The sequence below is a fragment of the Agrobacterium sp. A3-95 genome (assembly GCF_053521785.1).
Genome location: NZ_JBNWDR010000004.1, coordinates 457,573 through 482,287 on the forward strand (window position 1 = coordinate 457,573; position 24,715 = coordinate 482,287).

Annotated in this window: 23 protein-coding genes, 1 tRNA gene and 1 pseudogene; 13 read left to right on the forward strand and 12 right to left on the reverse strand. The window is 57.4% G+C overall.

Translation table 11 applies throughout. The features are described 5' to 3' along the window. Positions 1 to 171: 171 nt before the first annotated feature. Entirely contained in the window at positions 172 to 1,224 is a 1,053-nt protein-coding gene (locus ACQZ5Y_RS14500; RefSeq protein WP_112292177.1) for a LacI family transcriptional regulator, read from the forward strand. 21 nt (positions 1,225 to 1,245) lie between these two features. On the opposite strand, the gene znuA is transcribed toward ACQZ5Y_RS14500, so the two are convergent. Continuing rightward, entirely contained in the window at positions 1,246 to 2,232 is a 987-nt protein-coding gene (znuA, locus tag ACQZ5Y_RS14505; RefSeq protein ID WP_111799657.1) for a zinc ABC transporter substrate-binding protein ZnuA, read from the reverse strand. A 104-nt stretch (positions 2,233 to 2,336) separates the two neighbouring features. Here znuA and znuC point away from each other — a divergent pair, with 104 nt between their 5' ends. Genes znuC through zur form a run of 3 tightly spaced genes read left to right on the forward strand, consistent with a single transcriptional unit; the run spans position 2,337 to position 4,466 of the window. Next, positions 2,337 to 3,254, forward strand: a complete 918-nt coding sequence (gene znuC / locus ACQZ5Y_RS14510) for a zinc ABC transporter ATP-binding protein ZnuC (protein ID WP_113473143.1) — start codon at positions 2,337 to 2,339, stop codon at positions 3,252 to 3,254. Next, on the forward strand, positions 3,247 to 4,065 hold the full coding sequence (znuB, locus tag ACQZ5Y_RS14515; RefSeq protein WP_013636161.1) for a zinc ABC transporter permease subunit ZnuB: 819 nt from the start codon (positions 3,247 to 3,249) through the stop codon (positions 4,063 to 4,065). The genes znuC and znuB overlap by 8 nt, the downstream gene beginning before the upstream one ends. Further along, positions 4,062 to 4,466, forward strand: coding sequence for a zinc uptake transcriptional repressor Zur (zur, locus tag ACQZ5Y_RS14520; protein WP_013636160.1), 405 nt, complete (start codon positions 4,062 to 4,064; stop codon positions 4,464 to 4,466). The genes znuB and zur overlap by 4 nt, the downstream gene beginning before the upstream one ends. Positions 4,467 to 4,505: 39 nt before the next feature. On the opposite strand, the gene ACQZ5Y_RS14525 is transcribed toward zur, so the two are convergent. From ACQZ5Y_RS14525 to ACQZ5Y_RS14540, 4 genes are all read right to left on the reverse strand, one after another. Continuing rightward, positions 4,506 to 5,039 (reverse strand): gamma carbonic anhydrase family protein, encoded by a 534-nt coding sequence (locus ACQZ5Y_RS14525; RefSeq protein ID WP_013636159.1) that lies wholly within the window; start codon positions 5,037 to 5,039, stop codon positions 4,506 to 4,508. 37 nt (positions 5,040 to 5,076) lie between these two features. Next, a complete protein-coding gene (locus ACQZ5Y_RS14530) occupies positions 5,077 to 5,766 on the reverse strand; it encodes a fumarylacetoacetate hydrolase family protein (protein ID WP_111783055.1) in 690 nt (229 codons plus the stop codon). A gap of 347 nt (positions 5,767 to 6,113) precedes the next feature. Next, positions 6,114 to 6,608 carry a YciE/YciF ferroxidase family protein gene (locus tag ACQZ5Y_RS14535; RefSeq protein ID WP_003515270.1) on the reverse strand — a complete coding sequence of 165 codons (495 nt, stop codon included), beginning with the start codon at positions 6,606 to 6,608 and terminating at the stop codon, positions 6,114 to 6,116. 371 nt (positions 6,609 to 6,979) lie between these two features. Continuing rightward, positions 6,980 to 8,236, reverse strand: a complete 1,257-nt coding sequence (locus tag ACQZ5Y_RS14540; protein WP_236762882.1) for a TylF/MycF/NovP-related O-methyltransferase — start codon at positions 8,234 to 8,236, stop codon at positions 6,980 to 6,982. 560 nt (positions 8,237 to 8,796) lie between these two features. On the opposite strand from ACQZ5Y_RS14540, the gene dusA reads away from it, so the two are divergent. Further along, a complete protein-coding gene (gene dusA, locus ACQZ5Y_RS14545) occupies positions 8,797 to 9,813 on the forward strand; it encodes a tRNA dihydrouridine(20/20a) synthase DusA (protein ID WP_174049466.1) in 1,017 nt (338 codons plus the stop codon). 5 nt (positions 9,814 to 9,818) lie between these two features. Here dusA and ACQZ5Y_RS14550 read toward each other — a convergent pair whose 3' ends face one another. Both ACQZ5Y_RS14550 and uvrA read right to left on the reverse strand, forming a co-directional pair. Further along, positions 9,819 to 10,619, reverse strand: coding sequence for a DUF72 domain-containing protein (locus tag ACQZ5Y_RS14550; protein ID WP_174049465.1), 801 nt, complete (start codon positions 10,617 to 10,619; stop codon positions 9,819 to 9,821). A gap of 56 nt (positions 10,620 to 10,675) precedes the next feature. Continuing rightward, positions 10,676 to 13,597, reverse strand: coding sequence for an excinuclease ABC subunit UvrA (gene uvrA / locus ACQZ5Y_RS14555; protein WP_003515263.1), 2,922 nt, complete (start codon positions 13,595 to 13,597; stop codon positions 10,676 to 10,678). 307 nt (positions 13,598 to 13,904) lie between these two features. On the opposite strand from uvrA, the gene ACQZ5Y_RS14560 reads away from it, so the two are divergent. Next, positions 13,905 to 14,438, forward strand: coding sequence for a single-stranded DNA-binding protein (locus ACQZ5Y_RS14560; protein WP_065687409.1), 534 nt, complete (start codon positions 13,905 to 13,907; stop codon positions 14,436 to 14,438). A gap of 66 nt (positions 14,439 to 14,504) precedes the next feature. On the opposite strand, the gene ACQZ5Y_RS14565 is transcribed toward ACQZ5Y_RS14560, so the two are convergent. Together ACQZ5Y_RS14565 and ACQZ5Y_RS14570 are read right to left on the reverse strand one after the other, a co-directional pair. Continuing rightward, positions 14,505 to 15,653: an HPP family protein gene (locus tag ACQZ5Y_RS14565; RefSeq protein ID WP_174049464.1), complete on the reverse strand. Its 1,149-nt coding sequence runs from the start codon at positions 15,651 to 15,653 to the stop codon at positions 14,505 to 14,507. Positions 15,654 to 15,776: 123 nt separating this feature from the next. Then, complete coding sequence (locus tag ACQZ5Y_RS14570) at positions 15,777 to 16,406, reverse strand: MarC family protein (RefSeq protein ID WP_003515260.1); 630 nt, start codon at positions 16,404 to 16,406, stop codon at positions 15,777 to 15,779. A gap of 217 nt (positions 16,407 to 16,623) precedes the next feature. On the opposite strand from ACQZ5Y_RS14570, the gene gyrA reads away from it, so the two are divergent. Further along, a complete protein-coding gene (gene gyrA / locus ACQZ5Y_RS14575; RefSeq protein ID WP_025593447.1) occupies positions 16,624 to 19,416 on the forward strand; it encodes a DNA gyrase subunit A in 2,793 nt (930 codons plus the stop codon). A 94-nt stretch (positions 19,417 to 19,510) separates the two neighbouring features. On the opposite strand, the gene ACQZ5Y_RS14580 is transcribed toward gyrA, so the two are convergent. The 3 genes from ACQZ5Y_RS14580 to ACQZ5Y_RS14590 form a co-directional block, all read right to left on the reverse strand. Then, the gene (locus tag ACQZ5Y_RS14580; protein WP_003515258.1) at positions 19,511 to 19,771 is read right to left on the reverse strand and encodes a hypothetical protein; all 261 of its coding nucleotides are present in this window, start codon (positions 19,769 to 19,771) and stop codon (positions 19,511 to 19,513) included. A gap of 84 nt (positions 19,772 to 19,855) precedes the next feature. Next, the gene (locus ACQZ5Y_RS14585; RefSeq protein ID WP_003515257.1) at positions 19,856 to 21,370 is read right to left on the reverse strand and encodes a D-alanyl-D-alanine carboxypeptidase family protein; all 1,515 of its coding nucleotides are present in this window, start codon (positions 21,368 to 21,370) and stop codon (positions 19,856 to 19,858) included. A gap of 148 nt (positions 21,371 to 21,518) precedes the next feature. Beyond that, the gene (locus ACQZ5Y_RS14590; protein WP_174049463.1) at positions 21,519 to 22,229 is read right to left on the reverse strand and encodes a hypothetical protein; all 711 of its coding nucleotides are present in this window, start codon (positions 22,227 to 22,229) and stop codon (positions 21,519 to 21,521) included. A gap of 137 nt (positions 22,230 to 22,366) precedes the next feature. Between ACQZ5Y_RS14590 and ACQZ5Y_RS14595 the strand changes: the two genes are divergently transcribed. From ACQZ5Y_RS14595 to ACQZ5Y_RS14620, 6 genes and pseudogenes are all read left to right on the forward strand, one after another. Further along, positions 22,367 to 22,630 (forward strand): hypothetical protein, encoded by a 264-nt coding sequence (locus tag ACQZ5Y_RS14595; RefSeq protein WP_003515255.1) that lies wholly within the window; start codon positions 22,367 to 22,369, stop codon positions 22,628 to 22,630. A 15-nt stretch (positions 22,631 to 22,645) separates the two neighbouring features. Continuing rightward, a complete protein-coding gene (locus tag ACQZ5Y_RS14600) occupies positions 22,646 to 22,873 on the forward strand; it encodes a hypothetical protein (protein WP_174049462.1) in 228 nt (75 codons plus the stop codon). Positions 22,874 to 23,216: 343 nt separating this feature from the next. After that, positions 23,217 to 23,369 (forward strand): hypothetical protein, encoded by a 153-nt coding sequence (locus ACQZ5Y_RS14605; protein WP_034502322.1) that lies wholly within the window; start codon positions 23,217 to 23,219, stop codon positions 23,367 to 23,369. 88 nt (positions 23,370 to 23,457) lie between these two features. Continuing rightward, positions 23,458 to 23,547: transfer RNA gene (locus tag ACQZ5Y_RS14610), tRNA-Ser, on the forward strand. A 194-nt stretch (positions 23,548 to 23,741) separates the two neighbouring features. After that, a pseudogene (locus tag ACQZ5Y_RS14615) lies at positions 23,742 to 24,008 on the forward strand (integrase arm-type DNA-binding domain-containing protein); the annotation flags it as partial. A 138-nt stretch (positions 24,009 to 24,146) separates the two neighbouring features. Continuing rightward, a complete protein-coding gene (locus tag ACQZ5Y_RS14620) occupies positions 24,147 to 24,551 on the forward strand; it encodes a tyrosine-type recombinase/integrase (RefSeq protein ID WP_211380932.1) in 405 nt (134 codons plus the stop codon). The last annotated feature ends 164 nt before the right edge of the window (positions 24,552 to 24,715 follow it).

Genomic DNA, 24,715 nt, shown 5'->3' on the forward strand with positions numbered 1-24,715 from the left:
GCGTAAGGTCGGTAATCAGGAATACGCCCGTTCGATATTTTTCACGACCTACATCGTTATAGCCAAAGGCCCGAAGACCGGATCGGGTGCGACGGCGACCGGCGACGTTTGCCTTTGCAAGAAACGAAAAGCTATCTATGATTATTGTTCTGCAAAGCGTGGCGAAATGACATGAACGATACTGGTAATTCAGGCAGGGACGAAGCGAAGGCGACAACGGGCGAGCGCCCGACCTTGAAGACCATCGCCTACATGACGGGTCTTGGCATCACCACCGTGTCGCGCGCGCTGAAGGATGCGCCTGACATCGGCGCGGAAACCAAGGAGCGCGTGCGGCTGATTGCCCAGCAGATCGGTTACCAGCCGAACCGAGCTGGTGTGCGCCTTCGCACCGGCAAGACCAATGTGATCGCGCTGGTGCTGAGCGTCGACGAGGAATTGATGGGCTTCACCAGCCAGATGGTATTCGGCATCACCGAGGTTCTTGCGACGACGCAATATCACCTCGTCGTTACCCCTCACACCCACGCCAAGGATTCCATGGTGCCGATCCGCTACATTCTCGAAACCGGTTCGGCGGACGGGGTCATTATCTCCAAAATCGAGCCGAACGATCCGCGCGTCCGTTTCATGACGGAGCGCAAAATGCCCTTCGTTACCCATGGGCGGTCCGACATGGGCATTGAGCACGCCTATCACGATTTCGATAACGAGGCTTATGCCTATGAGGCCGTGGAGCGGCTGGCGCAATGTGGGCGAAAGAGGATCGCCATCATCGTGCCGCCATCGCGGTTTGCGTTCCACGACCACGCCCGCAAGGGGTTCACCCGCGGTATCAGGGATTTCGGCGTTTCCGAATTCCCGTTGGATGCCATCACCATCGAGACGCCGCTCGACAAGATCCGCGATTTCGGCAAGCGCCTGATGCAATCAGACGATCGCCCCGACGGCATTGTCTCCATCAGCGGCAGCAGCACTATTGCGCTCGTGGCGGGGTTTGAGGCAGCCGGTGTCAGGATCGGCAAGGATATCGATATCGTGTCGAAACAGTCCGCAGAATTCCTGAACTGGATCCAGCCGCAAATCCACACAGTCAACGAGGACATCAAGCTTGCGGGCATGGAGCTTGCCAAGGCTCTGCTGGCACGCATCAACGGTGCGCCGCCAGAAACGCTGCAAAGCATCAGCCGCCCGGTCTGGTCCTCAATGGCGCCGAAGCCTTGATGGAAGGAACGCCTGTCCGGATCAGGACAGGCAATCCTTCAGCGAGCCGGCGATGCCGCGCATCATCTTGAAGTAGAGATCGGGACCCGGTTCAAGCGTGGCCGCTTCGGGATCGAGCGTTGCAGACTTTGCCGCCGTGCCTTCGGTTATGACGGAGATCAGTTTCGGCTCGAATTGCGGTTCGGCAAAAACGCAGGTCGCGCCAAGTTGGCGAACCTTTTCCTGCATCTCCCTGACGCGATCGGCACCGGGCAGGGTTTCGGGGCTAACGATGATCGATCCCGCCGTTTTTACGCCGTAGCGATGCTCGAAATATTGATAGGCATCGTGGAAGACGATGAAGGGCTTGTCCTTCACAGGCTTGACCGTTTCCGCAATTTCGCTGTCGAGCGCATCGAGATCGTCGATCAGTTTTTTCGTATTGGCCTGATAGGTTTCCGCGTTGCCGGCATCGGCGGCAATCAGTGCGGTTTCTATCGTCTGGGCCATGGCCTTGGCATTGGCCGGATCGAGCCACAGATGAGTGTCGTACGCGCCGTGTTCATGGTCGCCGTCATCGTGCGCGTGATCATGAGCATGAGCGTCTTCGCTTTCCGAATGGCCGGCATGTTCTCCATGGGCCTCTTCGCCATCGTCATGCGCCTCGAAAGGGCCGCCTTCGCGGAAGGGAAGCTTTTCCAGCCCCTTGGCGTCTTCCAGTTCGACCACTGTTGCCTTGCTGGTCAACGCCTCCAGCGGCTTTTGCAGAAATGCCTCCAGTCCAGGCCCGACCCAGAAGACCAGATCGGCCTTTTCCAGCGTGCGGGCATTGGAAGGCCGCAGATTATAGGTATGCGGCGAGGCTGCGCCGTCGACAATGAGTTGCGGTTCGCCCACGCCACGCATGATTGCCGCGACGAGGGAATGGACAGGCTTGATCGAGACCACGACATTTGGGGCGGCGGTGGCGCCGGAGGCGGCCGCCGCTATTGCTACCGATGCCATGAGCGGGATCACGAACGATCTCATGAAATGCACTCCACTTGAAGAAGTATAGTTATGTTATTACATTTATTGCGTAACTCTATAACGTATGCGATAGCGGTAAGCAACATCGCCGATCGGACAATCCCATGCTTCATTCCGCCCATGAGGGCAAAAAGATACTGGTGTCACTTTCCAATGCCGGCGTGCAGCGCAACGGTCGCTGGCTCGTGCGCGGCGTGGAGTTTTCCGTCAGCAAGGGTGAGATCGTCACGTTGATCGGGCCGAACGGTTCGGGCAAATCAACCAGCGCGAAAATGGCGATCGGTGTCTTGAAGCCGAGCGAGGGCGCGGTATCGCGCATTGCCGGTCTGAGGGTCGGGTATGTGCCGCAGAAGCTCTCTGTCGACTGGACCATGCCGCTTTCTGTGCGCCGGTTGATGACGCTGACCGGGCCTCTTCCCGCGCGCGAAATCGACGCCGCGCTGAACGCCACGGGTATCGCGCATCTGGCAAACGCGGAGGTGCAGCATCTTTCTGGCGGAGAGTTCCAGCGGGCGCTGCTTGCCCGCGCCATTGCGCGCAAGCCCGATCTGCTGGTTCTCGACGAGCCTGTGCAGGGCGTTGATTTCTCCGGGGAGATCGCGCTTTATGATTTGATAAAAAATATCAGGAATTCAAACAATTGCGGAATTCTGTTAATCTCGCATGACCTGCATGTGGTCATGGCGGAAACCGATACCGTAATATGCCTGAACGGCCATGTCTGCTGCCGGGGAACGCCGCAGGCGGTAAGCCAGAGCCCGGAATATATGCGACTTTTCGGTGGGTCGGCCACCAAGGCGCTTGCCGTTTACAGCCACCATCACGACCACACCCATCTGCCCGATGGCCGGGTGCAGCACGCGGATGGTTCGGTGACCGAACATTGCCACCCCGACGATGGCCATCATGATGCGCATGAGCAGCATCACGACCATAATCATGACCATGGGGACTGCGGCTGCGGCCACGAGCATGACGGACATGCCACTTCAAGCCACCAGCAGGGAGAGCGGCATGTTTGACGATTTCTTCGTTCGCGCCATGATCGCCGGCATCGGTGTTGCGCTCACCGCCGGTCCTCTTGGCTGCTTCGTTGTGTGGCGGCGCATGGCCTATTTCGGCGATACGATGGCCCATTCGGCACTGCTTGGCGTTGCGCTGTCGCTGCTGTTGCAGATCAACCTCATCGTCAGCGTCTTTCTTGTAGCCTCGGCGGTTTCGATCCTGCTGATTTTTTTGCAACGGCGGCAGGCGCTTTCCGCCGATGCGCTCCTCGGCATACTCTCTCATTCGGCGCTGGCGATCGGTCTCGTCATAGTTGCCTTCATGAGCTGGGTGCGCATCGATCTCGTCTCCTTCCTGTTCGGGGATATTCTGGCCGTTACCCGCAGCGATATCGCGCTGATTTGGGGCGGCGGGCTGGTGGTGCTGGTTTCCATGGTGTTCCTGTGGCGATCTCTGCTGGCCTCCACAGTCAATACCGAGTTGGCCGAGGCCGAGGGGTTGAACCCGGAACGCGCCAAGCTCATCTTCACGCTGTTGATGGCGCTGGTGATTGCCATCGCCATGAAGGTGGTCGGCATCATGTTGATCACATCGCTGCTCATCATACCGGCGGCGACAGCCAGACGTTTTTCTTCCACGCCTGAGGTGATGGCTGTGGTCGCGTCTCTGATCGGAGCGGTTGCCGTCGTTGGCGGCCTGTTCGGATCGCTGAGTTACGACACGCCATCAGGGCCGTCCATCGTGGTTGCCGCCGTGATCCTGTTCGTTATAAGCCTGTTGCCGGCACCGGGTTTTTCCCGCTCCGCAGATGAAGGAGGCAAGTCATGAATGCGCAGAACCTTACCAAAAACCAGTCGCTGGTCATGAATGCCCTGTCGAATGCGCATGCGCCGCTCAGCGCCTATGTGATCCTCGACAAGCTGCGCGACGATGGTTTTCGCGCGCCGCTGCAGGTCTACCGGGCGTTGGAAAAGCTGGTGGAATATGGTCTCGTGCACCGGCTTGAAAGTCTCAACGCCTTTGTTGCCTGCACCCATACGCAAGCCGAATGCTGCTCGCATCACCATGGCACCGTCGCCTTTGCCATTTGCGAATCCTGCGGCCAGGTGAACGAGTTCCACGATCACGAGATCGACCATCGCCTCGAGCGCTGGGTCAAGGACAGCAGGTTCAAAGCGGAAAAGACCACTATCGAAATTCGTGGTCTGTGTGCCGCCTGCGCGGGGTAACTCCGTTTGGCGACAGCGGGCGTTCTTGCCCGCCATCCGTCATTCTTCGATGACTTCCAGATCCTTCGAAAAACGCTTCCAGTTTTCGATGTAATTTTCCGCCGAGCGGCGGATGCTGGCGACGGCCTCGTCATCCAGCGTTCGGACGGCACGCGCCGGCGATCCGACGATCAGGGAATTGTCGGGAAACTCCTTGCCCTCCGTCACCAGCGCATTGGCGCCGACCAGGCAGTTGCGGCCGATCTTTGCGCCGTTCAGGATCGTTGCGCCCATGCCGACGAGCGAATTGTCGCCGATGGTGCAGCCGTGGATGATGGCGTGGTGGCCGATAGTGCACATTTCGCCGATCGTGGCGGCAAAACCGAGATCGCTGTGCACCATCACGCCGTCCTGAATATTGGTGCCGCGACCGATGCTGATTGGATCATTATCGCCGCGCAGCGTCGCGCCGAACCAGATGCCGACATCCTCGGCAAGTATCACCGAGCCAATGACATTCGCATCGGGTGCGACCCAGTAGCGATCCGTGGCGGGGGTCTGCGGCACCCGATCTGCGAGGCGATAAAGCGGCATGGCGGTTCTCTCCCTTTGGATTATGCGCCGATAGCGATCAGGCGACCGTTACGGACAGAGTGCCGACACCGTCTACACCACACTCGATCCGATCGCCGCGCACGATAGGGCCGACGCCCGCGGGCGTGCCGGTCATGATGACATCGCCAGCGGCAAGCGTGAACAGCTTGGAAAGCTCGGCAATCACTTCCGGCACTTTCCAGATCATCTGCGCCAGATCGCCTGTCTGCTTGCGCTCACCATTGACATCGAGCCAGATCGCACCGGTCGACGGATGGCCGATCTTGTCTGCGGGAACGATGGCGGAGACCGGCGCGGAATATTCGAACGCTTTTGCGCCCTCCCACGAGCGTCCCATCTTCTTCAAACCATCCTGAAGGTCGCGGCGTGTCATATCGATGCCAACCGCGTAACCCCAGACGTGGCCCAGCGCATCGCTTGCCAGAATATCCGCACCGCCGCTTTTCAACACCACGACGCATTCGACTTCGTAATGCACGTTCGACGAAAGCGAAGGGTAGGGAAAATCCCGACCCGCAGGCAGAAGGTTGTCCGGATTTTTCTGGAAATAAAACGGCGGTTCCCTTGAAGGATCGTGGCCCATCTCGATGGCGTGATCGGCATAATTGCGGCCGACACAATAGACCCGCCGCACGGGGAACATCTCGTTTGTGCCCTCTACAGGCAGAAGAACGGGTTCTGGAACTGGAATGACGGTGGCGGCCATGGGATTTCCTGTCGTCTTTTTTAGAACTGCAAGTCTTTTCCCGCGATTCCTGGGCGATTTCCAGTTCAAAATGACCGCAGCCGTAAAGAGGTAGTTCCGGTACAGACAAGCGCTTGCAAACGGCGAAAAAATCTTAGCCTTGGCACCCGATGATCGAATTTGGTCAGTGAAAATAGCAGCTCTTACAGGTCTCTCGATTCGGCGGTTACGAGGTGTGAAATTTAGGCTCGCGTCGAGGCTGCAGTAAGGTGGGCTCAAGATGAGACTTGAAGGAGGGGTAGGGCTCGCGTTTTAAGTGTTCAAAAAAGTAAGGTCTCCCAAATTGGGGAGACCTTCGCAAACGCGAGTTACGCAGCTTTCTTGGCGGCGGACGTCTTATTGATGGCCGTCACCGCAAGGTTAGTCAGCTTGTTGTTGGTTGCTTTCTCCTGGTCAAGGATTTCGCTCAGAATTTTGTGGGCTTCATCGTGGCCGAGATCCTTCGCCCATTCGCGGAGCGAACCGTAGCGAGCGATCTCGTAGTGCTCGACTGCCTGGCAGGCCGCCAAGAGGCCAGCGTCGAGCGCAGTTCCTTCTGCCTCCTCCATGAGACCTTCGGCCTCCTTGATCAAGCCCTCAATGGCGTCGCACTTTTCCCCGGAGGCTTTCTTGCCAATGGATTTAAAGACCTGGTCAAGCTTCTTGATCTGATCCCTGGTCTCTGCAAGGTGATCCTCGGCGGCCTTCTTTAGTTCGGCACTTTTGGCTGCCTTCGCGACTTTGGGCAACGCTTTCGTTATTGCGTTCTCCGCGTAGTAGACGTCCTGCAATGTGTGCTCGAAAATGTCCGCAAGTGTTTTCATGGGATTCCTCCGGTTTGTTGACTACCATTTAGAAAATGCGCAGCTGCGGGCTTAGTTCCCTTCCCGTCACCACCTGGTAGCCGAAACACAAAGACAATCACATATTCGCGCCCGACCTCCTTGTTAGACGAATTCCCGGCTGGCCGACCGAACTTAATCTTCTTTTGCGGCAGGAGCAGGTGGGTGCCGCCAGCGACCAGACGATCGTTCAGAGGCCGAGTTCTCCGCCCTGATATATGTGCGAGTTTGCAAGACGATGCCTCGGAAAACTCAATCGTTGATCCTTGCTTGCCGGTAGCGTACCCCTTCAGAAAAGCCAGCGGCAAAAAAAGACCCGAGACCTTCTCGAAATGGGGCAATGGCCAGTTTCTCTACTCGACCTCTATCTTCAATTTGTGAATCGCAAGTCCAAGTGGACGCGTATCCTCACTAGATGGCTTCAGGGAATGTGGAGATGTAAAAAACTCGGCTCTAAATTCGAAGAAGATTGTCGGGGGAGATTCATCATTCTGGTCCCTTCGCAGCAAGTGTAAAGGAATGATCAATTCCCGATCGCCACGTTTATTTTTGGATGTAAATTTCCACTCGGCAACATTGGTACCATCGACCAGAACGGCAACAGTCTGCTCCGTCTGTCTACCAAGTAAGAGAGCATCGACATCAAATATCAGTCTAATGGCTGTTTCCGGTACGAATGGAATTATCAAGGACATCGTATGGCGATCGCCCAGGCCCCAGACACCCCAGTCTTCAACTTCCGCCCATCCGTCTTTCAAATAAGTTTTTAAAAGTCGGGGGGGAACCCAGGCTCCTACCGACAAATCATGAAGTCGCTTAATTCGCCAATTGTTGAATTTATCGGAGGATGCCCGTGCCTTTCGCACTATCGCACTGCCGCCGCTGTCCGCTAATGGTATCAAACATTCAGGCTTGTCTGAAAAGAACTCGTCAGCTGCATTCTCGGCGCCATCCCAGTGCAAGCTCGAATAATCATGGACAACGATAAAACCACCTTCGACCATTCTTGGGTAGAAATAGTTCAGCGCACTCATCATCGGATTGTAAAGGTCGCAATCAAGATGAACGACGGAAAACGTTAGGTTGTCCGGAATTTGCGTAGCCGACTCTGGAAAATACCCTTTTACGTAGACAACATTGTCCTCGCCTACAAATTCCCGCACCGTTTCAAGACTGGTATCGGAAAACTGCAAAGGGATCGATGAATCAATGCCCTGGATATCTTTCGGATCGAAGCCTTCGAACGTATCAAACAGATACGCCGTACGCCCCAGCGCCCTTGCGAAGTTCGCCAATATATAAGATGTGTTTCCCTTATATACTCCAAGTTCAGCGATATCACCCGATATATTTTCTTTTTTAATTTGATCATATATGAGGCAAAACGTGAAGAAGCGGTTCATGTCACGTTTATGATGCTCTTCATTGTGAGTAAAGCCGCTCGACAATGCTTTGGGATCGAGCTGATCCTCTATCTTTTTGTACCTGTGAAGATTTACGGAATAGCGATGTGGAACAGTTGAGTAAAAATCAGTCGGCCATGATTTTTCAAGCTCCGCCTCACGAGAACTTTGAAACAAACTTTTCAAAAATTTCGAACCAAAACTCATCCGCGCCCCACAAAAATTAATATTACGTCGATCAGAGAATACTGGTCAGGCGATTATATAATTTCTCATTTCGGAACCGAACTTCGGTCCGACTCTATGAGCCCGAAAAGTAATCTGCATTAAGAATTGGACGACGCCCGCGCTGCTTGGCGTATTGGTACGTGTTTAGTGCCGTCTACGACCACTAATGCGCGACCTTGGGAATTGTTCCCAGAACGAGTTGAGGCTCGTCACGAGCGGCACCATCGCCCACAATTTTTGACCTAGCGGTCGCTCGCATCGGATAGTGTTAAGTGATCCGAATTCAACCGTTCAAGCCCACCAGCCTCATCGATTTCGGTCTAGAGAAACCGTGTATGCTTCAGCGTTAGGGTTGTGGTCGAATTTCTTCGCCTTGTTAAAAACTACACGCTCACCTTTTTTTCAAAGGATCTGCGCGGTATAATCAATCGAGACGTCTATTATCTTCTCGCCGTGATAGTGACCGAGAGTCATGAACATTGGTGCTGCTCGATGAAAAACTATCACAGAATTTTACCCTAGTAAGCGAGCGTAAATAGTTGAATTTCTACAAAAAAGCGGTGACATCAGGGTCTCGCATCTTTGCCGTGGCCCCGATGATCGATTGGACAGACACAAGGTGCAGATTTCTGCATCGGCAATTGTCGAAGCGTGCGCTGCTTTATACCGAAATGATCGTTGCCGACGCCATCATCCATGGCCAGCGCGACAGGTTGCTCAACTATCATACTCAGGAACATCCGGTTGCACTGCAACTCGGTGGGTCGGATCCGGTAAAGCTTTCGGAGGCGGTGCGGATCGCCGGCGATTATGGCTATGACGAGATCAACCTCAATGTCGGCTGTCCTTCGGACCGGGTGCAATCCGGCACTTTCGGCGCATGTCTGATGCGCGAACCCGAGATTGTCGCGCAATGCGTGACGGCGATGAAGGCCGTTGCGAAGGTGCCTGTCACGGTCAAATGCCGCATCGGCGTGGACGATCAGGAGCCGGAAGCCGTGCTGCCGGATTTTCTTTCGCGGGTTGTGGCGGCGGGCGCGGATGCGGTCTGGATCCATGCGCGCAAGGCTTGGTTGCAAGGTCTTTCACCGAAGGAAAACCGTGAAGTGCCGCCGCTCGATTATGATCTCGTCTATCGCATGAAGCGGGAAAATCCTGACATCTTCATCGGTATCAACGGCGGTATCTCCGATCTCGATCAGGCAAGCCTCCATCTGCAGCATATGGACGGCGTGATGCTTGGCCGTGCGGCCTATCACAATACGTCCATCCTTGCTGATGTCGACCATCGCATTTATGGCGAAGAGGCCCGGCAAGCTGACTGGATGGGGCTGCGTGATGCGATGATAGCCTACGCAGCCGACTATATCGCCGCCGGCGGGCGCCTCAATCACGTCACCCGCCACATGGTCGGCCTGTTTCAGGGCATGCCCGGCGCGCGCCGTTTCCGGCAAATCCTTTCCAGCGACGCCACACGGCCGGGCGCTGGAACCGAGGTGATCGAGGCGGCGTTCGCGGCAGTCGATTTCAACCCGGCGAAAGAAATGGCTGGCTGAGCCAGTCAGACCAATTTCTGCAATACCTGTGCGCCGTTTGGTGCATTGACCTTGCCGCCGGTGATGAAGAAAGCGAAGACATCGCGAGGGGTCTTCTCGACTTTTCTATCGGGAGCGATCAGCGGCAGGTCATCCGGAACACCGCCCACCGCATAGGTCTTGACCCGTTTTGCCCAATGGTCAATCTCGGCCTTCGGATAACAGGTCTCGATATCGTCTTCTCCCTTTTGCAGGCGGCAATAGACGAAATCGGCAGTTACGTCAGGCAGCATCGGATAATCGTGATGGTCGGCGCAGACGACCGCGACTTTGTGTTTGGCGAGAAGATCGATGAATTCCGGCACCTGAAATGTCGGGTTTCGCACTTCGACCACGTGGCGAAGGCTGATGCCGTCCTGTTTTTCGGGCAGCAATGCCAGAAACGCGCCGAAATCCTCGGCGTCGAATTTTTTAGTCGGCGCGAATTGCCACAGGATCGGACCGAGATGGTGGCCGAGTTCCGTCAATCCCTGCGTCAGGAACTTCGTCATGGATTCACCCGCCTCGGCCAGGACCTTGCGGTTGGTGACGAAGCGGCTTGCCTTCAGGGAGAAAACGAAATCCTCAGGCACGTCCGCCGCCCATTTGGCGAAGGTCTCGGGTTTCTGGCTGCTATAATAGGTGCCGTTCACCTCGATCGCCGTCAATTGCCGGCTGGCATGTTCCAGCTGGCGTTTCTTCGGCAGTTTTTCCGGATAAAACGTGCCTTCCCACGGCTCGAAAGTCCAGCCGCCGATACCGGTGCGGATCGTGCCTGATGTCGACATATACTATTCCTCCTCGGGCTATCGGCCTTACGTACCCTTGCTGCGAAAGGTGCGGATTACTCCGCAGCCTCGCGTTTTCCGGCCGGCCGGCGTTCCAGAAGTTCCTTCAGGAAATGGCCGGTATAGGATCGCTCGTTCTTGACGATGTCTTCCGGCGTGCCGGTTGCCACCACTTCGCCGCCGCCCGTGCCGCCTTCGGGGCCAATATCGATGATCCAGTCGGCCGTCTTGATGACTTCGAGATTGTGCTCGATTACCACGACGGAATTGCCCTGATCCACCAGCGCCTGCAGCATTTCCAGAAGCTTGTTGACGTCGTGGAAATGGAGACCCGTCGTCGGCTCATCGAGAATGTAGAGCGTGCGGCCGGTGGAGCGTTTCGACAGTTCCTTGGCGAGCTTGACGCGCTGCGCCTCGCCGCCGGAGAGCGTATTGGCCTGCTGGCCGACCTTGATGTAACCGAGGCCGACATCGAACAGCGCTTGCAGCTTGTCACGCACGGCCGGAACGGCGGCGAAGAATTCAACGCCTTCTTCCACCGTCATATCAAGCACGTCGGCAATGGACTTGCCCTTGAAGGTCACATCCAGCGTCTCGCGATTATAACGCTTGCCGTGGCAAACGTCGCAGGTGACATAAACATCTGGCAGGAAGTGCATCTCGATCTTGATGACGCCGTCGCCCTGGCAGGCTTCGCAGCGGCCGCCCTTGACGTTGAAGGAGAAACGGCCAGGTGCATAACCGCGCGCCTTTGCCTCCGGCAGACCGGCGAACCAGTCACGGATCGGCGTAAATGCGCCGGTGTAGGTGGCGGGGTTTGATCGTGGTGTGCGGCCAATTGGCGACTGGTCGATATCGATCACCTTGTCGATGAATTCGAAGCCATCGATGCGGTCATGCTCGGCCGGAATTTCGCGCGCGCCCATCACGCGGCGTGCTGCCGACTTATAGAGCGTCTCGATCAGGAATGTGGATTTGCCACCACCCGACACGCCGGTAACGGCGGTGAAAACGCCAAGGGGAACGGCCGCAGTCACATTCTTCAGGTTGTTGCCGCGTGCGCCAAAAACCTTGATTTCGCGGCCCTTTTTCGGCTTGCGGCGTTCTGCCGGCACGGCGACGCCAAGTTCGCCGGATAGATATTTGCCGGTCAGCGATTTCGGATTGGCCATGACCTCCTGCGGCGTGCCTTCGGCGATCACCTGACCGCCGTGAATGCCGGCGGCCGGGCCGATATCAACAACATAATCCGCCGTCAGAATGGCATCCTCGTCGTGTTCGACCACAATTACCGTATTGCCGATATCACGCAGATGTTTCAGCGTATCGAGCAGGCGGGCATTGTCACGCTGATGCAGGCCGATGGACGGCTCATCCAGAACATAGAGAACGCCGGTGAGGCCGGAGCCGATCTGCGAAGCAAGCCGGATGCGCTGGCTTTCTCCGCCGGAAAGCGTGCCGGAATTGCGTGACAGGCTGAGATAATCCAGCCCGACATCGTTGAGAAATCGCAGACGTTCGCGGATTTCCTTGAGAATGCGAACCGCGATCTCGTTCTGTTTCGCGTTCAGATTTTCCGGCAGCGTCTCGAACCAGTCGCGTGCCATACGGATCGACATCTGGGTGACTTCGCCGATGTGCATTCTGTTGATCTTGACGGCGAGCGCTTCCGGCTTCAGGCGATAGCCGGCGCAGGCCGGGCAGGGGGCCGCCGACATATAACGCTCGATTTCCTCGCGCGCCCAGGCGCTGTCGGTTTCTTTCCAGCGACGCTCCAGATTGGGAACGATGCCTTCGAAATTCTTCACCGTCTTGTAGGAGCGCGCGCCGTCCTGATAGTTGAACTCGATCTTGTCGTCAGTGCCCTGGAGAATGGCGTGCTGCGCCTCTTTCGAAAGGTCCGTCCATTTGCTCGACAGCTTAAAACCGAAGGCCTTGCCCAGCGCCTCCAGCGTCTGGTTGTAATAGGGGGAAGACGACTTGGCCCAGGGGGCGATCGCGCCATCCCGCAGGGTGCGTGCAGGTTCGGGCACGATCAGGTTTTCGTCCACCTTCTGCTGCGAGCCGAGACCGTCACAGGTGGGGCAGGCGCCGAAGGGATTGTTGAAGGAGAAAAGCCGGGGCTCGATTTCCGGGATGGTGAAGCCGGAGACCGGGCAGGCGAATTTTTCCGAAAACAGCATACGCTCGTGGGTCTCATTGAGCGATTTGTTTGCGGAGCCGCCAGCCGAGGTTTCTTCCGGCGGCAGGGGCTTGTCGGCAAATTCGGCCACTGCCAACCCGTCGGCGAGCTTGAGGCAGGTCTCGAGACTGTCGGCAAGGCGTGCTGCCATATCCGGGCGCACGACGGCGCGGTCCACCACCACATCGATATCGTGTTTGTACTTCTTGTCGAGGACGGGAACGTCAGCGATCTCGTAGAACTGGCCATCCACCTTGACGCGCTGGAAGCCCTTCTTCATCAGCTCGGCGAGTTCCTTTTTATATTCGCCTTTGCGGCCGCGCACGATCGGCGCGAGAATATAAAGGCGCGTGCCTTCCTCGAAGGCAAGGATACGGTCGACCATCTGGCTGACCGTCTGGCTCTCGATCGGCAGGCCCGTCGCCGGCGAGTAGGGCACACCGACACGCGCAAACAGCAGGCGCATATAGTCGTAGATTTCCGTGACCGTGCCGACCGTAGAGCGCGGGTTCTTCGAGGTGGTTTTCTGCTCGATGGAAATCGCCGGAGAAAGCCCCTCGATGCGGTCTACATCCGGCTTCTGCATCATTTCGAGGAACTGGCGCGCATAGGCCGAGAGGCTCTCGACATAACGGCGCTGGCCCTCGGCATAGATTGTGTCGAAGGCGAGCGACGACTTGCCCGAGCCGGAGAGCCCGGTCATGACGATCAGCTTATTGCGCGGTAGATCCAGATCGATACCCTTGAGGTTATGCTCACGGGCACCACGGATGGAAATCGTCTTCAGTTCACTCATGATAAAGCTCGGACAAAATTAACAGGCCTGATGGCGGCGCGTCCTTATGTAGTGACGCAACCGGACGTGTCGAGGTTTATTCCCTATCGATCGATGGCTTTTCGGCTCACTTGACTCGAATTTCGTGATTTAATAGAACAAAAAAGGAACAAATTGCAAGTGCGAATATACTCTCAGAAAAAGTCGGGATTATTCGCTGTGGATTGTTCCCCGTTGCGGTGCCCTTTGCGGGCGGCGATGGTTATTGTGTGCGGGATTTTTTGAAATACAATTGCCGGTCACGATGGCTGGCGGACAGGATGACGAGATGGCTGGTAGCGTAAACAAGGTAATTCTGATTGGGAACGTTGGCGCCGATCCCGAAATTCGCCGGACGCAGGACGGCCGTCCGATCGCCAATCTGCGTATCGCCACCTCAGAGACGTGGCGGGACCGCAACAGCGGCGAGCGCAAGGAAAAGACAGAATGGCACACGGTCGTCGTTTTCAACGAAGGCCTGTGCAAGGTTGTCGAACAATATGTGAAAAAGGGCGCCAAGCTCTATATTGAAGGCCAGCTGCAGACGCGCAAGTGGCAAGACCAGACCGGTAACGACCGTTACTCCACCGAAGTGGTACTGCAGGGCTTCAACTCGACGCTGACGATGCTCGACGGTCGCGGCGAAGGTGGCGGCGGCAGCCGCAGCGGTGGCGACATCGGCGGTGGAGATTATGGCAGCGGCGGCGGTAACTACGGTGGCGGTTACGACCAGCAGCCGGCGGCCCGCGGCGGTGCCTCGCGTGGCGGCAGCCAGCCTTCCGGCGGCTTCTCCAGTGACATGGACGACGATATCCCGTTCTGATCGGGACCGTGATTGACGGAGCGGAGGCCGATCGAAACCGGTTGCCCGCTTCAAGGTCGCGACGACCTACGCCGCGGCTTTGTCCGCCAGCATCGCAACCATGACATCGGACTGCGAAAGAATACCCACCATCTTGCCGTTGGCGTCGATCACCGGCAGGTAATGCAGCCCTTCCTCCGCAAAGCGGATGATTGCTTCCTCGATCGCCGTTTCCGGCTGCACGGTTCTAACCGGCGATGTCATGATATCCTTTACGGTATCGTTAGGTGCGCTTGTGCCTGAGAGGATAAGGCGCAGGCGCTGCAGCAAACCGATGGAAGGGCGGCCGTTTCTCCAGCTAGCCTTTTCAAGAAAATCTGTCTGAGTGACGATGCCGACGATTTCGGCCCTGTCGTTGGTCACTGGCAGAGCCTTGAAATGGTGGTTGCGCATCAGTGAATGGGCGTGGCGCAGGCTATCATCCGGGGCGACGCCGACCACATCGCGCGACATGACGCTGGCGCAATCGAGGTGGAGGGCGCGGCGGCGCCAGGAGCGCAATTCCGTCTTGCGCAAAATCATCTCCAGCACATCGCGATCAATATCGAGAACCTCGTCATATTCCTTCAGCACCTCGTCCAGATCGGCTGAGGAAAAGCCGATTTTCTGTATCGGCGTCGGGTCTGCCGTGCCGTGGCTGGCCTTTCCCAACCTCAGGCCGTGCGGATAGGCGCGGCCGGTGGCATTGTTATAAACGAGCGCGAGGATGAGAAGGATGAGCGAGTTTCCGGCGACCGGCCAGAGAATAAATCCATAGCCGAGACTATGCACGGCGGGACCGCCGAGAACGGCCGTCAGCGCCACCGCGCCGCTTGGCGGGTGCAGGCAGCGCAGCGCCATCATGACAGCAATGGCAAGGCTTATGGCAAGCGCGCTGGCAAGAAAAATATCCGGAACGAGTAAAGCCACCGTCACGCCCACGAAAGCCGACACGATGTTGCCGCAGAGGATCGACCAGGGCTGCGCAAGGGGGCTGGATGGCACGGCGAATAAAAGCACCGCCGAGGCGCCCATCGGCGCGATCATGGCTGGCAGGGTAGGGTCTAGGCGGAAAGCAAGGCTGCCCAGAAGTCCCGTCAGCGAAATGCCGACGAAGGCGCCCGCCGCAGCGCGCAGCCTTTCCCGGTTACTGACGGGAGCGGCATCCGGGATGAGGCGGCGCAGCGTGGATCGCATGGAGAGAGCTTTCTGATGCGGAAAAAAGATGCGCGTCTTTTACCCGAGGCAGGAGCCGTATTCAAAGGGCGGATTTTTCGCAAATCCGGCCGGTTGCGGCATTTTGTTGTGAACCGATGGTCGTCAGAATGCGAAGGCCGATTTTATGCCGTCCACTACGAACTGCACGGAAAGCGCGGCAAGAAGGACGCCGAGCAGCCTTGTCAGGATCGCGCGGCCGGTATTGCCGAGAAAACGGTCCATGCGTTCCGAGACGATCAGGGTGGCGTAGACGAGGGCCATGGCGAAGGCGAGGATGAGAATAAGCACGACCATTTCGAGCGTCGTCTTCATTGTTCCCGCCAGGAGCACGGTCGCGGAAATGGCGCCAGGCCCGGCGATCAACGGCAAGGCGAGCGGAAAGACCGCCAGATTATGCAGATGGTCCTTTGTGATGGCGATCTCCGAGGTCTTTTCCTTGCGCTCCTGGCGTTTCTCGAAAATCATCTCGAAGGAAATCCAGAACAGCAGCAGGCCACCGGCGATGCGAAAGGCACCCAGCGAAATGCCGAGAAGGTTGAGGATGGTGAGACCGAACAGGGCGAAGATGGCGAGAATGCCGAAGGCGATGATCGAACCGCGCAGGGCCACCTGGGCGCGCTGGTCGCGCGTCATTCCAACCGTGAGTGCGAGAAATACGGGCGCGAGACCGGGCGGATCGAGCGTGACCAGAAGTGTTGTAAGCGCGTTGATGAGCGTTTCGCTGCTGGCCATTCTTTCCCCACCTGTTCTGTTTTTAGGCCGGAGCCTACGCAAGTCGTACTCGCTTTGAAAGGGAGCGGCGTCGCTTTTGCCAACCTAAATGGCGAAAAGCGGGGTATGTCTTGCAAATGACGCAAAAGACTGTTCAAAACTCGCCTGGAAATTGGCTTAACGTGGCTGTTTCCGCTATAAAAATCCATCCGATTCTTAACAGAGAATGTGATCCGTTTTGACTGACCAGAGCCCCCCCGGCGGCGGAAAACTTCCGCCAGGCATTGAACCGATTTCCATCATTGAGGAAATGCAGCGGTCCTATCTCGATTACGCCATGAGCGTTATCGTTTCCCGCGCGCTTCCCGATGTCCGTGACGGTCTGAAGCCGGTTCATCGCCGTATTCTTTACGGCATGTCCGAACTCGGCATCGACTGGAACAAGAAATACGTCAAATGCGCCCGCGTCACCGGTGACGTGATGGGTAAATTCCATCCGCACGGCAATGCGGCGATTTACGATGCGCTGGCGCGCATGGCGCAGGACTGGTCTCTGCGCCTGCCGCTGATCGACGGACAGGGCAACTTCGGCTCCATCGACGGCGATCCGCCGGCGGCCGAACGTTACACCGAGTGCCGTCTCGAAAAGGCAGCGCATTCGCTTCTCGACGATCTCGACAAGGAAACGGTGGATTTCCGCGACAACTATGACGGCACCTTGCATGAGCCGGTCGTCATTCCCGCGAAATTCCCGAACCTTCTGGTCAACGGGGCAGGCGGCATCGCCGTCGGCATGGCGACGAATATTCCGCCGCACAATCTTTCCGAAGTCATCGACGGCTGTATCGCCCTCATCGACAATCCGGCGATCGAGCTGCTTGAACTGATGCAGATCATTCCCGGCCCGGACTTTCCGACCGGCGCGCTCATCATGGGCCGTTCCGGCATTCGCTCTGCCTATGAGACGGGTCGCGGATCGGTCATCATGCGTGGCCGTGCGACCATCGAGCCGATGCGCGGCGACCGCGAGCAGATCATCATCACCGAGGTTCCCTATCAGGTGAACAAGGCGACGATGATCGAGAAGATGGCCGAACTGGTCAAGGAAAAGCGCATCGAGGGTATTTCCGATCTGCGCGACGAGTCCGACCGCCAGGGTTATCGCGTCGTCGTCGAGCTGAAGCGCGACGCCAATGCCGAAGTCATCCTGAACCAGATCTATCGCTACACGCCGCTGCAGACCTCCTTCGGCTGCAACATGGTGGCGCTGAACGGCGGCAAGCCGGAACAGATGACGCTGCTGGACATGCTGCGCGCCTTCGTGTCCTTCCGTGAGGATGTCGTCAGCCGCCGCACGAAGTATCTGCTGCGCAAGGCGCGCGACCGCGCGCATGTGTTGGTCGGTCTGGCGATCTCGGTTGCCAATATCGACGAAGTCATCCGCGTCATTCGTCATGCTCCCGATCCGGCTTCGGCCCGTGAGGAGCTGATGACGCGGCGCTGGCCGGCGCAGGATGTGGAAAGCTTGATCCGTCTCATCGACGATCCGCGCCACCGCATCAATGAAGACGGCACCTACAATCTCTCCGAAGAGCAGGCACGCGCCATTCTCGAATTGCGCCTTGCCCGCCTGACGGCGCTTGGCCGCGACGAAATCGGCGACGAGCTGAACAAGATCGGTGCGGAAATCAGCGAATATCTCGAAATCCTGTCTTCACGGCTGCGCATCATGCAGATCGTCAAGGATGAGCTTATTGCCATTCGCGACGAGTTCGGCACGCCACGCCGATCCGAGATCGTCGAAGGCGGTCCTGACATGGATGATGAAGACCTCATCTCCCGCGAAGATATGGTCGTCACCGTTTCGCATCTCGGCTACATCAAGCGCGTGCCGCTGACCACCTACCGGGCACAGCGTCGCGGCGGCAAGGGCCGTTCCGGCATGGCGACGCGCGACGAAGATTTCGTCAACCGTCTCTTTGTCGCCAATACCCATACGCCGGTGCTGTTCTTCTCCTCGCGCGGCATCGTGTACAAGGAAAAGGTCTGGCGCCTTCCGATCGGTACGCCGCAGTCGAAGGGCAAGGCCCTCATCAACATGCTGCCGCTGGAACCCGGCGAGCGCATCACCACCATCATGCCGTTGCCCGAGGACGAAACGACCTGGGAAACGCTCGATGTGATGTTCTCGACGACGCGCGGCACGGTTCGCCGCAACAAGCTCGGCGATTTCGTGCAGGTCAACCGCAACGGCAAGATCGCCATGAAGCTGGAGGAGGAGGGCGATGAAATCCTCTCCGTCGAAACCTGTACCGACCAGGATGACGTATTGCTGACGACGGCACTCGGCCAGTGCATCCGCTTCCCGGTGGACGATGTCCGCGTCTTTGCCGGCCGCAACTCGGTTGGCGTGCGCGGCATCAACATGGCCGATGGCGACCGCATTATCTCCATGACCATTGTGGGCCATGTGGAAGCTGAACCGTGGGAGCGTGCGGCCTACCTCAAGCGTTCGGCCACCGAGCGGCGTGCCGCCGGGGTCGATGAGGAAGATATCGCACTGGTTGGCGAGGAAGTCGCGGAAGAAGGCGAACTCAGCGAAGAGCGTTATCAGGAACTGAAGGCACGCGAAGAATTCGTGCTGACCGTCTCTGAAAAAGGCTACGGCAAGCGTTCTTCGTCTTACGACTTCCGCACATCGGGTCGTGGCGGCAAGGGCATTCGCGCCACCGATACCTCGAAGACGACGGAAATCGGCGAACTCGTTGCGGCCTTCCCGGTGGACGAAGGCGACCAGATCATGCTGGTTTCCGATGGCGGCCAGCTGATCCGCGTGCCGGTAAACGGCATCCGTATCGCAAGCCGCGCCACCAAGGGCGTGACGATCTTCTCCACCGCCAAGGATGAGAAGGTGGTTTCCGTGGAACGTATCAACGAGCCTGAAGGCGACGAAGAGGCGGAAAACGGCAATGGCGAAGATGTGGCAGACACTCTGCCGGATACGCCAGAGGCACCGGAGAGCGAGGCGTAAGCCGTCTCGTTTCTTCATTGTCAATCAACAAAAACCCCGCGGTGCACAGGCTCCGCGGGGTTTTTCTTTGTCTCGTCCGGTTATGTTCGGTTTCTCAGCGGATCCGGATATGGACCGGTGCACGCCCGGAGCGGCGGCCGACATGAAGGTGGATATTGGCTTCCGGCTGATTGGCACGCCAGGCGCGGGCGCCGTGCGACAGAAGCAGGCTGACGAGATCACGCGTCTTTGCCTTGGAGCGGTTAAGACCGAGATCGGCAATGCGCATTGCCGCCTCGTGAATGGGATGCAGAACCGACAGACTGCCTTGCCCGTTGCCAGACGCAATGTCCGAATAGTTCTCGTTAACTGCCATCTTGGAAAGCCTCGCTACACATTACACAATTCGAGGAGACAGGCGATGTTTCAACAAATAAGCCACCGCCTGCGCGAACGTCGATTACTGGAGTGACGCCCAGCAGCTGACGCCTTTCTTTTTCAATGCATTGCATGCATTTACCGCGGCGGCCTGGCCGTCGAAGCCGCCGAAGCGGGCGCGGTATACCTGGGAGCCTTCTCTGCTGAAGGCCACCGTGAAGGGTTTTGCGGACCGAAGGGCGGCGCCGCCTTTTTCCTGCGCATTCTGCAACAGGCCACGTGCCGAGTTTTCATCCGGCGATGCGCCAATCTGGATCACCCAGCCGCCCTGCGGAGCTTCAGCCTTTGCCGAAACGGAAGGGGTGGAGGGCACAGATGCCGGTGTGGACGCGGTGACGATATTGTCCACCTTGGTCGAGTTGGTAATCAACTTGCGGTCAGGCGCGACGGCTACCTGAGAAATAGGATCCTTGCCCTTCTGCCAGGTGGCGGCTTCCATGGCCTTTACGGCCGCATTGGACGAGGAGCCTGCAAAGGCAGTAACCGGCGCGTCCTCGTAACGGGTCTGCGGTACGGGGCCGGCATGGGGCAGGCCGGAATCTGTCGCAGCGACAGCTGCGGACGGAGCCGCGACTGCCACAGGTGGAGCAGCAACAGCCACAGCGACTGGCTCTTCGACAGGTGCCGATCTCGTCTGCGCAATCAGGTTGCTGTTGCCGCTGCGGGAGGCCTGCGGCAGGTAGGTCGCAACAAGCTTGCGCATGGTGGCGTCACGGGCAGCGCTCGAGCGGCCGCCAAGAACGACGGCGACGATGGAGCGACCGTCTAGCTGTGCCGATGTTGCAAGATTGCTTCCGGCGGCACGGGTATAACCTGTCTTGATGCCGTCTACGCCGCGCACGGTTCCCACGAGACGATTGTGGTTGCCGATGACCTGCTTGCCGAAATTGAAGGTGCGCGTGGAGAAGTAGCCGTAATATTGCGGGAAATGCTGGCGAAGGGCGATGCCGAGGCGGGCCTGGTCACGCGCCGTCGTCATCTGCGCCGTGTTAGGCAGGCCGTTGGCGTTACGATAGGTCGTGCGCGTCATGCCGAGCGCACGGGCCTTGGCGGTCATCATTCTGGCAAAACGGTCTTCGGAGCCGCCGATATATTCACCGAGTGCGGTGGCCATGTCGTTGGCGGAACGGGTGACGAGCGCAAGAATTGCCTGCTCGACCGTGATGCTGCCACCGGCGCGCACGCCGAGCTTGGAAGGAGGCTCCTTGGCGGCATTGGCCGAAACCGGCACCTTGGAATCGAGCGAAATGCGTCCGGAATTAAGCGCCTCGAACGTAAGATAAAGCGTCATCATCTTCGTCAGCGAGGCAGGATAGCGCAGGCCATCCGGATCCTCGCCATAGAGAACCTTGCCGGTCTTGGCATCAATGACGATGCCCGCATATTTCGGGTCCGCCTGTGCGGTGCCAACGGATGTTGCGGTTATGAACGCCGCAGCAAGGGTCAACGCAACGAACCTTACCAAAGACGTCGCACCCGCTTTGCGCGAATCTGCCCCAAATAGACTTTTCAACACTGCTGAACTCTTCAATCGCATATTTCTGTTCCGCTCGGACGCGCCCCGCCCGAGTGCTCCGGGAAGAAACTTTATCGGGATGGCGTTACCAAGTGGTTTATGAAAGGTATCCACGCTCCATAAAATGCGACTTTTCGGGCGCAATCTGTCTCACGCCTTTTCACGGATTTCAGTCTTTTACGAGGCGCTGCTCGATGTAGCGTTTCACGCCTGCGTCGAGTTCTTTCCATTGCGGGAGCAAGGTTGCGGAGAATCGGTAGAACAGGCTGAGGTCCTGGCCGGCGTGGATATCCCTCTGGCAGTCGCTGCCCGCCGACTCCTGCTGGGTTTGCGGCAGAAGGCAGCGCACGACATAGTCGCTTTCGCCCTCTCGCTGCCCGGTCAATATGACTTCCTTGCCGTAACCTGCGTCGGCGCGCAGGCGGTGCAGTGTGAGGCCGTGTTTCAGCGGCACAGGCTCTCCTTCCGTCAACCGGGCATAGATCGGCCCGAAACGGCCGGACATGTCCTCAGACATCGTGCTTTGCGATAGCTGGATGAAAATAAGCCCTGCTGCCTGCACCGGATCATCGAAAACAGCGCGATTGGAGTCTTCATATCCCTTGAGATCCGGCCAGGTGAGATAAAGATCGGCCCGCTCTCGCTCTCCGTCATAGCGGTCGGAAGGTACACGCAGCGTGTTTTTCGCAAGTTTCAGCCGGTCATTTCCGATTGTGATCTCCACCTCGTCGGTTGCTGTCGTATGGCCCGCCTGAAGGATTCGCTCTCCGTACCATTTAACGCCGATATTGAGGGCAGCAACAAAGCATATAATAATGACGGCAATGATGATTGCGCGCCGTATCAGGGAGGATGAAAGCAGGGGGGCTTCGTTGTGCATGAGCTTCCGACTTGTTCTTGCCACTGGACGCGTTTTCCACACTGAAAACAGACGGTCAAAGCTTTAACCTGCGGCGATCGCCATTGAAATGCTGTTTTGCCGCTGCTACCTGATAGGGTGCAAGCAAAGGACGGCATATGGCAGCGCGCGACAGATATTCCCGGAAACTCGAATGTTCCAAATGCGGTCATCAGGGTTTTGCCGAGGTGTCGGAATCGGATGAGAAAGACCGCCGTAACCTCGATTTTCGCGTTGATGAAATGCCGCGTGGCTTCCGCACCGAGCGTGCCTCGGTCGATCCAACGGAATTCATGATCCGCTGCGGTCAGTGCGGTAACATATTCCGTTTCCTGCAAAAAACCGCCTATGCGCCGGGAGGCGAACCGCGCGTCAAGGCCTGAACGGAAGGTACCGGGATGACTGTACCGCAACAACCCAATGGGGTGCCGCCTAGGCGCAAGCCAATCTGGCCGTGGATCGTGCTGCTGGTGCTGACACTTTGCGCCATCTATTCCTACAATCGCTCCAACGAGATCATACTAGAGCTGTCCGACACGTTACCGCCGGCGCTGCTGAACCTTCTCGAGGATATTTTCCGGGGCGGTTTTCGGCACGGCGATGGCGGACCGAGCATCGGTGTCTGAACCATAAAGCAGGTAACGCACACCCAGCCTTTATCCGACGGTCGCAGTTTTTCGGTAGTATAAAAGAAAAAAGCCCCGCAAACGGGCGGGGCAGGTTGATCGCTCGGGGAAAGTTGGGCAATGCCCGGGAGCGATGCGGCTATATAAATGACAATATTACTGACGCGATAGGCCACTTCCGTCCCAAACAGTACGCCGACGCATAAAATTTGCTCAAGCAGGAAGAATTTAGGAATATCAACTGGACAAATCTGTCAGGCAACTTGACAGGAGGTCGTTTTATTCTTCGATTGCCTCGAATTGCACATATTCGCGCCTAACATAACGGGACATGAGCAGACGCATGGATAAATCCGGAATCTTCTTCGTGGCGCTTTTATTGGTGCTTGTGGCAATCGTGCTGAGTCTGGCGCTATTCCACTCGCCTCAGCAAAGTCCGGCACTTCCTTCGGGCGAGGGGTCTCTGCTGCCGCCGGCAACGACACAAGGACAATGAGGTGCTGACGGATGCGAAGAGGCTGTGCGCGCGTGCGCCATCGGGATTGACGGCCTTTTTCAAAACGCTATAAAGCCTCACCACCGATGGATGGGTGTCCGAGTGGTTTAAGGAACCGGTCTTGAAAACCGGCGTGCGTGAGAGCGTACCGTGGGTTCGAATCCCACCCCATCTGCCACTTTTGTTTCGCATTTATTCCCAATGGTTCCCATAACGTTTCGTACTATCCCGATCATTTCCGGGTACCAAACCGGGGATCGATGGAGTGGTTGCGCTTACCGACACGACGATTCGAAAAGCTAAGGCGCAGACAAGCCCTATAGTCTTTCTGACACTGACGGGCCGCACGTCTACGTCACGAAAGCCGGCAGCAAAATTTTTCGGTACCGCTACGAGTATCTCGGCAAGGAAAAGACGCTCGTCATAGGTGATTATCCTAAGATGAGTTTGCTCGATGCACAGCGGGCGAGGGATGAAGCGCGGCAACTCTTCAAATCTGGCAAAGACCCGTCCGCACAGAAAAAGCTTGAAAAGGCGATCCAGCGCTCTGACGCGGTAGCGACATTTGAAGTTGTGGCAAAGGAGTGGTTCGACCTTGCCAGCACTGTTTGGGCGCCAGGCAGCTACGCCTTGGGCTGAATGGGACGATTTGGACGAGGACAATCCGGTTTGGCGCATCCTCGCGTCACGTATGAAGCTCAAGCTGGATCGGAAATAAGACGATTTTACGATCACATTGTGCCACTACCTCGGCAGGCGATGGAGATTATCTCTCTGTTGCGAAAGCTGACGGGTAGGGGCGAATTTGTCTTTACGAATCTGCGGCGGCCGACGCAACCGATGTCCTTAAATGCCATGGGCTACTTCCTGAACCGGGAAGATTATTACGAAAAGCATGTGCCACATGGCTTTCGCGCGTCGTTCTCGTCAAGCATGAAGGAACGGTACCCGCAAGACCGCTATGTCATCGATTTGATGCTGGCCCACACATCGAAAGACAAGGTCGAAGCGGCCTACAATTGTGCGCTTCACATCGAGCGCCGAAAGTATCGGGCGCAGATCTACGCCGATCTGGTGCTGGAAGGCGTGCCGGCGCTCGAGGATTTCGTAAATGGGCCTGTCCGGATCAACAAAAGAGGGCCGAACCCGGCGCCCTCGAGAAAGAAGCGGATAGTGGCTTAGCCGCCGACCATCTCGTCCAGGCGGTCGAGGCGGGCTCGCATCTCATCGGTGAAGCGTTTCACTGTCGTAAGCCTCCGGTGAAGGCCGCAGGTCAGGCCGCTTGAGCGTTGACGGTCGGCGGCGTCCAATTCCACGGAAGCAACTGCTCCAGCCTGGTAATCGGC